This is a genomic window from Thermodesulfobacteriota bacterium (assembly GCA_034189135.1).
In the GTDB taxonomy this organism is placed as follows: Bacteria; Desulfobacterota; Desulfobacteria; order Desulfobacterales; family JAUWMJ01; genus JAUWMJ01.
Window position 1 is genome coordinate 1 of the sequence record JAXHVO010000105.1, and the last position, 7,692, is coordinate 7,692.

The 7,692-nt window shown below is 45.1% G+C and carries 7 protein-coding genes; all 7 read left to right on the forward strand.

Features of this window, described 5'->3' with window-relative positions:
- Positions 1-387 precede the first annotated feature (387 nt).
- The 7 genes from gmd (at position 388) to SWH54_15620 (ending at position 7,551) form a co-directional block, all read left to right on the forward strand.
- A complete protein-coding gene (gene gmd / locus SWH54_15590; GenBank protein MDY6792684.1) occupies positions 388-1,473 on the forward strand; it encodes a GDP-mannose 4,6-dehydratase in 1,086 nt (361 codons plus the stop codon).
- Positions 1,474-1,485: 12 nt separating this feature from the next.
- Positions 1,486-2,655 (forward strand): GDP-L-fucose synthase, encoded by a 1,170-nt coding sequence (locus SWH54_15595; protein MDY6792685.1) that lies wholly within the window; start codon positions 1,486-1,488, stop codon positions 2,653-2,655.
- Positions 2,652-3,137, forward strand: a complete 486-nt coding sequence (locus tag SWH54_15600) for a hypothetical protein (GenBank protein ID MDY6792686.1) — start codon at positions 2,652-2,654, stop codon at positions 3,135-3,137. Before SWH54_15595 ends, SWH54_15600 begins: the two co-directional genes overlap by 4 nt.
- Before the next feature lie 181 nt (positions 3,138-3,318).
- The gene (gene coaBC / locus SWH54_15605) at positions 3,319-4,518 is read left to right on the forward strand and encodes a bifunctional phosphopantothenoylcysteine decarboxylase/phosphopantothenate--cysteine ligase CoaBC (GenBank protein MDY6792687.1); all 1,200 of its coding nucleotides are present in this window, start codon (positions 3,319-3,321) and stop codon (positions 4,516-4,518) included.
- A 259-nt stretch (positions 4,519-4,777) separates the two neighbouring features.
- Positions 4,778-5,470 (forward strand): uracil-DNA glycosylase, encoded by a 693-nt coding sequence (locus SWH54_15610; protein ID MDY6792688.1) that lies wholly within the window; start codon positions 4,778-4,780, stop codon positions 5,468-5,470.
- Positions 5,467-6,765 carry a nodulation protein NfeD gene (locus SWH54_15615; GenBank protein MDY6792689.1) on the forward strand — a complete coding sequence of 433 codons (1,299 nt, stop codon included), beginning with the start codon at positions 5,467-5,469 and terminating at the stop codon, positions 6,763-6,765. The genes SWH54_15610 and SWH54_15615 overlap by 4 nt, the downstream gene beginning before the upstream one ends.
- 21 nt (positions 6,766-6,786) lie before the next feature.
- Positions 6,787-7,551 carry a slipin family protein gene (locus SWH54_15620; protein ID MDY6792690.1) on the forward strand — a complete coding sequence of 255 codons (765 nt, stop codon included), beginning with the start codon at positions 6,787-6,789 and terminating at the stop codon, positions 7,549-7,551.
- Positions 7,552-7,692 lie beyond the last annotated feature (141 nt).

A 7,692-nucleotide genomic window follows, 5' to 3' on the forward strand; every position in this document is an offset into this window, starting at 1 on the left:
TGCGGCACATGGATTAGGAATCCATTGCTCTATCCACTGAGCTACGGGGGCAGGGGTGAAACAGGTTGTGCGAAAAGAACAAAGCGAAACACTTAGACTTTTCAATAGAGTTATCCGCATATCAGATAGAAATTGAAACTTCAAGATTATTCTATTACCTGCCGCATTAAAATAATAATGGCTTAAAAACTTTCTATTATCCTATTTGCATTGCTTACCGGCTTTATGTTATATAAAAACAATAAAAGATTGTATTTAGACCTCTTCTGATGGATTGTCCCATGGAGCGAGAACCTGGTAGCGGGTTGGTCAGGAAGATGGTTGAATGGGACCTGATAAAGCTGGGAAAAGGTTATAGAAAAACCACTGATTATTTAAGGATATTTTATGAAACGAGCGCTAATTACCGGTATCACAGGCCAGGACGGTGCCTATCTGGCGGAGTTTCTACTTCGTAAAGGATATGAGGTGCATGGCATAAAACGCAGAGCCTCTTCGTTCAACACAGCCCGTGTGGATCATCTTTATAAAGATCCCCACGAAAAGGATGTTCGCTTTTTCATGCACTACGGGGATCTGACCGATGCGACAAATCTGATTCGGATTATTCAGGAAATTCAGCCTGAAGAGATTTACAATCTCGCGGCCCAAAGCCATGTCATGGTTTCTTTTGAAACCCCGGAATATACAGCAAATGCGGATGCCCTTGGTGCATTGCGTATCCTTGAAGCTATTCGAATTTTGCAGCTGGAGCAAAAGACCCGTTTTTACCAGGCCTCCACTTCCGAACTGTTCGGTAAGGTCCAAGAAGTGCCGCAAAATGAAAACACGCCTTTTTATCCCAGGTCTCCTTACGGTGTGGCAAAACTTTATTCCTACTGGATTACCATTAACTACCGCGAGGCGTACGGCATGTATGCCTGTAACGGAATTTTGTTTAATCATGAATCACCCATTCGCGGAGAAACATTTGTGACCCGAAAAATTACCAGAGCCATGGCGCGAATAAAACTGGGTTTGCAGGACTGTCTTTACATAGGAAATCTGGATGCAAAGCGTGACTGGGGCCATGCCGCTGATTATGTGGAAATGCAGTGGCTGATGCTCCAGCAGGAAGAGCCGGACGATTTTGTTATCGCCACCGGAAAGCAGCATTCCGTTAAAGAAGTGATTGAAACCGCAGGCCAACAGTTGGGTATTTCCATTCGCTGGGAAGGCAAGGGGGTTGAAGAAAAAGGTATCAATGAGGAGAATAATAAAACCATCGTTGCGGTCGACCCCGGCTATTTTCGCCCCACCGAAGTAGATGACCTTCTGGGCGATGCAAGCAAAGCCAGAGAAAAACTGGGCTGGGAGCCCCGCATAAGCTTTGAACAGCTTATTTCGGAGATGGTGGATGAAGACATGAAAGAAGCCCAAAAGGATTATCTTTGTCGGCAGGAAGGGTATAAGACCTATGATCATTTTGAATAAAGGATTTGAGGAATGAACAGCGAAGATTCCATATTTCTTGCCGGGCACAGGGGGATGGTCGGTTCCGCCATTTTACGACGTCTGCGGTCTGAAGGGTATGACCGTATCGTCACCCGTACCCGCAGTGAGCTTGATTTAAAAGACCAGAGAGCGGTGCGGGAATTCTTTAATGGTGAAAAAATCGATTATGTGATTATTGCGGCAGCAAAGGTTGGCGGCATTTATTCTAACAACACTTATCCTGCTGAATTTATCTATAATAACTTAATGATGGAGGCAAATCTTATTCATGGGGCCTGGCAGGCAGGAATTCAGCGGCTTCTTTTCCTGGGGAGCTCGTGTATCTACCCCAAGCATGCGGTGCAACCGATGAAAGAGGAATCGTTGCTTTCAGGGAAACTTGAGCCGACCAATGAAGCTTACGCGATTGCAAAAATTGCCGGCATCAAGCTTTGTGAATTTTACAATCGCCAGTATGGCACCAGGTACCGGTCTGTGATGCCGACCAATCTGTATGGTCCCAATGACAATTTTGATTTAAATAATTCTCATGTGCTGCCTGCGTTGATTCGTAAATTTCATCTGGCAAAACTGGCAGAACACCACGATTGGGACGGCATTCGCCGGGACGAATTAAAATATGGTGCCATTCCCCAGGATATACAACAAAGCCTGAACAGTATTGCCACACCAAAAACAAAATCATCTTCACCGCCGCGTGACGGAATAATGCTATGGGGGAGCGGGCTGCCGAAGCGAGAATTTCTCTATGTGGATGATATGGCGGCCGCCTGCCTTTTATTAATCAATTTAAGTGATGCCCAATATGATGCTTTAAGGTCAACCGGTTCACCTGCTGTTAAGGCAAAAAACAATACCACGGCTTTTGAGGCAGGTAGGGTCGAAAATGACCATCGGCTAATGGTTCCGCACATCAATATAGGGGCAGGAAGTGATATGACGGTTCAGCAACTTGCCGAAATAGCAAAAAAAGTAGTTGGGTATACCGGAGATGTGGTTTGGGATCGGTCCAAACCGGACGGGATGCCGCAAAAGTTGCTTGATATTTCGAGATTAACCAGTATTGGCTGGAAACCCGAAGTGACCATAGAAGAAGGCATCGCACAGACATATGCATGGTACATGGAGAACCTTGAACAGGGGCGGGGAGGTAAGACATGATGACAGGGCTAAAAATGGCAAAATCAGCTTTATTATGTATCGGGATTGTTATATATTTAACCTTTCTGATCACCGGGTGTTCTACTTTGCCAAGTGAAAGAGGCAAGACGGGATCTCATGAAGTAAGCCGACAGAAAGATAAAACAAGACCTTTGTACTATGATTTCGAAGATGTTCTTATCCCCAGGGAACTGAAAGCGGACCAGAAATCATCATTTATTTACAACACCGCCGGTTTCTCGGCCGGGGTTTTGGTGTTGAAGGGGAGAGTTGAGCTTGGATCTCTGGTCTCTTTTTTTGAAAAGAACATGGCAAAAGACAACTGGCGACTGGTCAGCTCGTTTAAATCATCCAGAACCATTATGCTTTTCCAGAAACAAAGCAGATGGTGTGTGATAAACATTACTGAAGGCATAAGTACCCGAACTGAGATATGGGTGGCCCCGACCCTGAATGAGCCGGTATCCGGATTGTTAAAATAACGGCAAAAAGGGTTCAAGGATTCAAGGAGTCAGGGATTCCAGTGAAATTCTAATGGCTTATAGATAACCGATAGTTCATAGCTCTATACTTTCAGCTCACAGTAAAAAAGGATTTTTCAATATTACATTTGCCTCATAAAGTTGGTAAATGTCTGTTAACCAAATATCGAGATCTGAACCTATGACCACAGCGATAAAAAATAAAAATATTGTACTTGGCGTATGCGGAGGTATTGCAGCATACAAAAGCGTTGAGCTTTTAAGACTCCTTAAAAAACAGGGTGCAAATGTCAGGGTGATCATGACGGAAAACGCCGGGGCATTTGTCGGGCCGCTTACCTTTGAAGCATTATCAGGGGAGATGGTCTGTTCGAGTCTCTTTGAAAAAAGGGATGATGCATCCATAAAGCATATTGACTGGGCCAAAGCTGCAGATGCAGTCATTATTGCCCCGACAACGGCCAATATGATTGGAAAGCTTGCCAACGGTATTGCGGATGATGCGCTTAGCACTTTCATGCTTGCCGTTACCTGTCCTGCTGGTGTTTGCCCTTCCATGAACACCCATATGTACGAAAGCAGGGCGGTAAAAAGAAACCTTCAAACTTTACGAAATGACGGATACGTTGTCATCGAACCCGGGGCAGGTGAGCTTGCATGCGGCACAACGGGACCGGGTCGCCTCCCCGAGCCGGAGGATATGGTGGACAGGCTGGTAAAAATGCTTACCATTAAGGATATGAAAGATAAAAAGGTGCTGGTAACCGCAGGACCGACATGGGAATCTATCGACCCTGTCCGGTTTATCACAAATCCATCATCCGGGAAAATGGGTTATGCTCTTGCAAGAGCTGCTGAACACCGGGGAGGGGAGGTGACACTGATTAGTGGCCCGGCAACTATTCCTGATCCACTCCATGTCAACGTTGTGAAGATAAAAACTGCGCAGGAGATGGCGCAGGCCGTTTTCGAGCATAGTAAAAAATGTCATATCATAATAAAAGCAGCGGCTGTTTCAGATTACCGTCCGAAAGATAACCAAAAACATAAGATAAAAAAAGACAACGATGAAATGGCCCTTGATCTTATAAAAAACCAGGACATTCTAAAAGAACTGGGTAAAACCAAGAAAAATCAGATGCTGGTCGGTTTTGCTGCGGAAACCAGGGAGTTGGGAAAAAACGCAGGAAAGAAACTGAAAGAAAAAAATCTTGATATCATTGTAGGAAACCTGGTGGGGGACCCGTCTTCAGGTTTCGGGACAGATACCAACAAGGTTACGCTGTTTTTTAAAGACGGTACCAAGGAATCCATACCTGAAATGGAAAAAGATGAGGTGGCACATTTGCTTTTGGATCGTATCGTTGAACGGATGGGATGATAAGCTGATAAATACTGAACGATAAACTAAAATAAATAAATGAACGTCCAACGTCCAACGTCGAACATCGAATGACTATACAGCTTAGGTGTTTCAATTATATAATCTAACGGAGCGAAGTGATATCCTTATTCGACGTTCGATGTTGAGCGTTCGATGTTCAAATTGTTGCATCTTAAATTTTAACCGAGCTTTCATAACACTTCAAAAATACATACTCAGGTCAGGAGTTCTGGATCTAATATCGGAAGATTTACTTATGAACAGAAAGCAGGCTTTCAACCATATTGTTGCAGAAATAGACACCACCCTTAATGTAATGAAAGGGTTGGGTTGCAGGGGATTTGATTGCTCTCCCCGGAGCCTTGATACCATAGAAAAATGGGGAAACAATGGGAAAATGACCGATGAAACTCTGGAATCTATTCGCGCAGAGATCGGTAATTGTAGCAGGTGCCCCCTTTGTGATAAGCGGACAAATATTGTTTTTGGTGCAGGTGATCCAAAGGCACGGTTGGTCTTTGTTGGTGAAGGACCGGGCTATGAAGAGGATAAAAGCGGAGAACCGTTCGTCGGTGCCGCAGGCCAGCTACTTACCAAAATTATTGAGGCCATCCATTTAACCCGGGAACAGGTTTACATCTGCAACATTATAAAATGCCGCCCACCCGGAAACAGGAACCCCCTGCCGGAGGAGATAAATACCTGCTTTCCATTTTTGAAACGCCAGCTTTCAGTGATAAAACCGGATTTTATCTGTGCCCTGGGAACCTTTGCCGCCCAAACGCTGTTAGAAAGCAAACAACCCATTTCCAGACTCAGGGGACAGTTTCATGATTATATGGGGATACGGGTGATGCCGACCTATCATCCTGCTTATCTTCTCAGAAATGCGAATAAAAAACGTGAGGTATGGGAAGATATGAAGGCGCTAATGAAGGAGATGGAATGAAAAACCTATCAAAAAAGATGATCGTGTCAGTCCTGTTGCTTGTTACGATTGTTTTTTCTTCAAATGTGTTTGCCGATAAAAATGAGATCTATATGATAAAGATTTCGGATGCAATCGGTCCGGGGGTGGCTGGATTTATCATATCGGGGATTGAAAAGGCTTCTGATGCCGGTGCAGCGTGCATAATCATAGAGCTTGACACTCCAGGCGGACTGGCCGAATCGATGCGCAGCATTGTCAAGGCAATTTTTGCCAGCAAGGTGCCTGTGGTGGTTTACGTATCACCCAGCGGGGCAAGGGCGGCATCCGCAGGGGTAATGATTACCATGGCGGCAGACATTGCCGCCATGTCACCCGGAACGAATATCGGGGCTGCCCATCCGGTGGCTGCAGGAGGTAAAAAAATAGAAAAAACCATGTCTGAGAAGGTAACCAACGACATGGTGGCCCATGTGAAAAGCATTGCCCAAAAAAGGGGGAGGAATGTGAAGTGGGCTGAAAAGGCGGTGCGCCAAAGCGTGTCCGTAACCGAAACGGAAGCTTTAAAACAAAACATCATAGATCTGATTGCAGAGGATATCGACGATCTGATTAAACAGATAAACGGCAGGAAAGTTAAAGGAAAAGGAGTTTTACAGCTTGACAGTCCGGTAAAAAAGATACTGGAAGAAAACTTGCGGACGAAGATTTTAAAAACCATAAGCGATCCAAACATCGCGTATATCCTGATGATGATCGGACTTGCCGGCCTTTATTTTGAGCTTTCCCACCCAGGTGCCATTTTCCCCGGGGTGATCGGAGGGATTGCAATTATATTGGCATTTTTCGCCATGCAGACCCTACCGGTGAATTACGCCGGTATCCTTCTGATCATTCTGGCCATTATTTTTTTCATAATGGAAATGAAGATTACCAGCTATGGGTTGTTAAGCATTGCAGGAATTGTTTCCTTATTACTCGGATCGCTGATGCTTTTTGAGGGCACTGCTCCGGAGATGGACCTGTCGCTGCAGGTACTGGTACCGACCCTGGTGATGGTTTCGGGCTTTTTTGTTGCAGTGGCAGCACTGGTATTTAAATCGCACCAATCAAAACCGAAAACAGGAGTGGCAGGCCTGGTGGGGGAAACAGGTATCGTCAAGCAAGCGGTTAAACCGGAAGGCAAGGTTTTCGTTCATGGTGAGCTGTGGAATGCGACATCCAAAGTTGAGATAGAAAAAGGAGAAAAGGTACGGGTAGTCAATGTGGTTAACCTCGTTTTGGAAGTTGAGCCGGTTAACCCTGCAAACACTTAAAAGTTTTTAAAGGAGGTTATAATGACCCTTTATCCAATTATTGCTATCATTGTACTGGTTATTTTGTTTCTGTCCGCTGCCATCCGCATACTCAATGAGTATGAGCGCGGTGTGATATTCCGGCTGGGGCGTGTGATCGCTTCAAAAGGACCGGGTTTGATCATACTGATTCCGATCATTGATAAAATGATTAAAGTGAGCCTGCGGCTGGTTGCCATGGATGTGGATCCGCAAGATGTGATTACCCGGGATAATGTTTCCGTCAAGGTCAACGCGGTGATCTATTTCAGGGTGATTGATCCGGTTAAGGCGATCGTTGAGGTGGAGCATTATAATTATGCCATGTCCCAGCTTGCCCAGACCACTTTAAGGAGCGTTTGCGGACAGGCTGAACTGGATGAACTGCTGTCTGCAAGAGAAAAAATTAATACCGAGCTTCAGGAGATACTGGATACCCATACGGATCCTTGGGGCATAAAGGTGACCACCGTTGAGCTCAAGCACATTGACCTTCCGCAGGAAATGCAAAGATCAATGGCAAAACAGGCCGAGGCGGAGAGAGAACGTCGCGCCAAAGTGATTAATGCTGACGGGGAATACCAGGCAGCGTCAAAACTTGCCGAGGCGGCAGAGATCATACGGGACCATCCGGTTGCCCTGCAACTCAGATATTTACAAACCATGCGTGAAATGTCCGCTGAACAGAACACAACCACCATCTTTCCGTTTCCCATGGATCTTTTCAGACCGCTCTTAGAAGCCATGGATAAAAAGAACAAAGAGTAAGAATATATAAAATTGCTTGGCAGGGTAACCGCATTTGGTTTTTTAAGGATTTAGCCGAGCTAGATTAAATTGCGTAAGAAAACAGTATGTTATAACATGCTGAAATGATAAGAAATATCTAGACTTTTGTCTTAAAGTATG

Bases quoted from the DNA above. Each gene is read 5' to 3' on its own strand.
- gmd (MDY6792684.1), top strand. From the start codon at position 388: ATGAAACGAGCGCTAATTACCGGTATCACAGGCCAGGACGGTGCCTAT.
- SWH54_15595 (MDY6792685.1), top strand. From the start codon at position 1,486: ATGAACAGCGAAGATTCCATATTTCTTGCCGGGCACAGGGGGATGGTC.
- SWH54_15600 (MDY6792686.1), top strand. From the start codon at position 2,652: ATGATGACAGGGCTAAAAATGGCAAAATCAGCTTTATTATGTATCGGG.
- coaBC (MDY6792687.1), top strand. From the start codon at position 3,319: ATGACCACAGCGATAAAAAATAAAAATATTGTACTTGGCGTATGCGGA.
- SWH54_15620 (MDY6792690.1), top strand. From the start codon at position 6,787: ATGACCCTTTATCCAATTATTGCTATCATTGTACTGGTTATTTTGTTT.
- SWH54_15615 (MDY6792689.1), top strand. From the start codon at position 5,467: ATGAAAAACCTATCAAAAAAGATGATCGTGTCAGTCCTGTTGCTTGTT.
- SWH54_15610 (MDY6792688.1), top strand. From the start codon at position 4,778: ATGAACAGAAAGCAGGCTTTCAACCATATTGTTGCAGAAATAGACACC.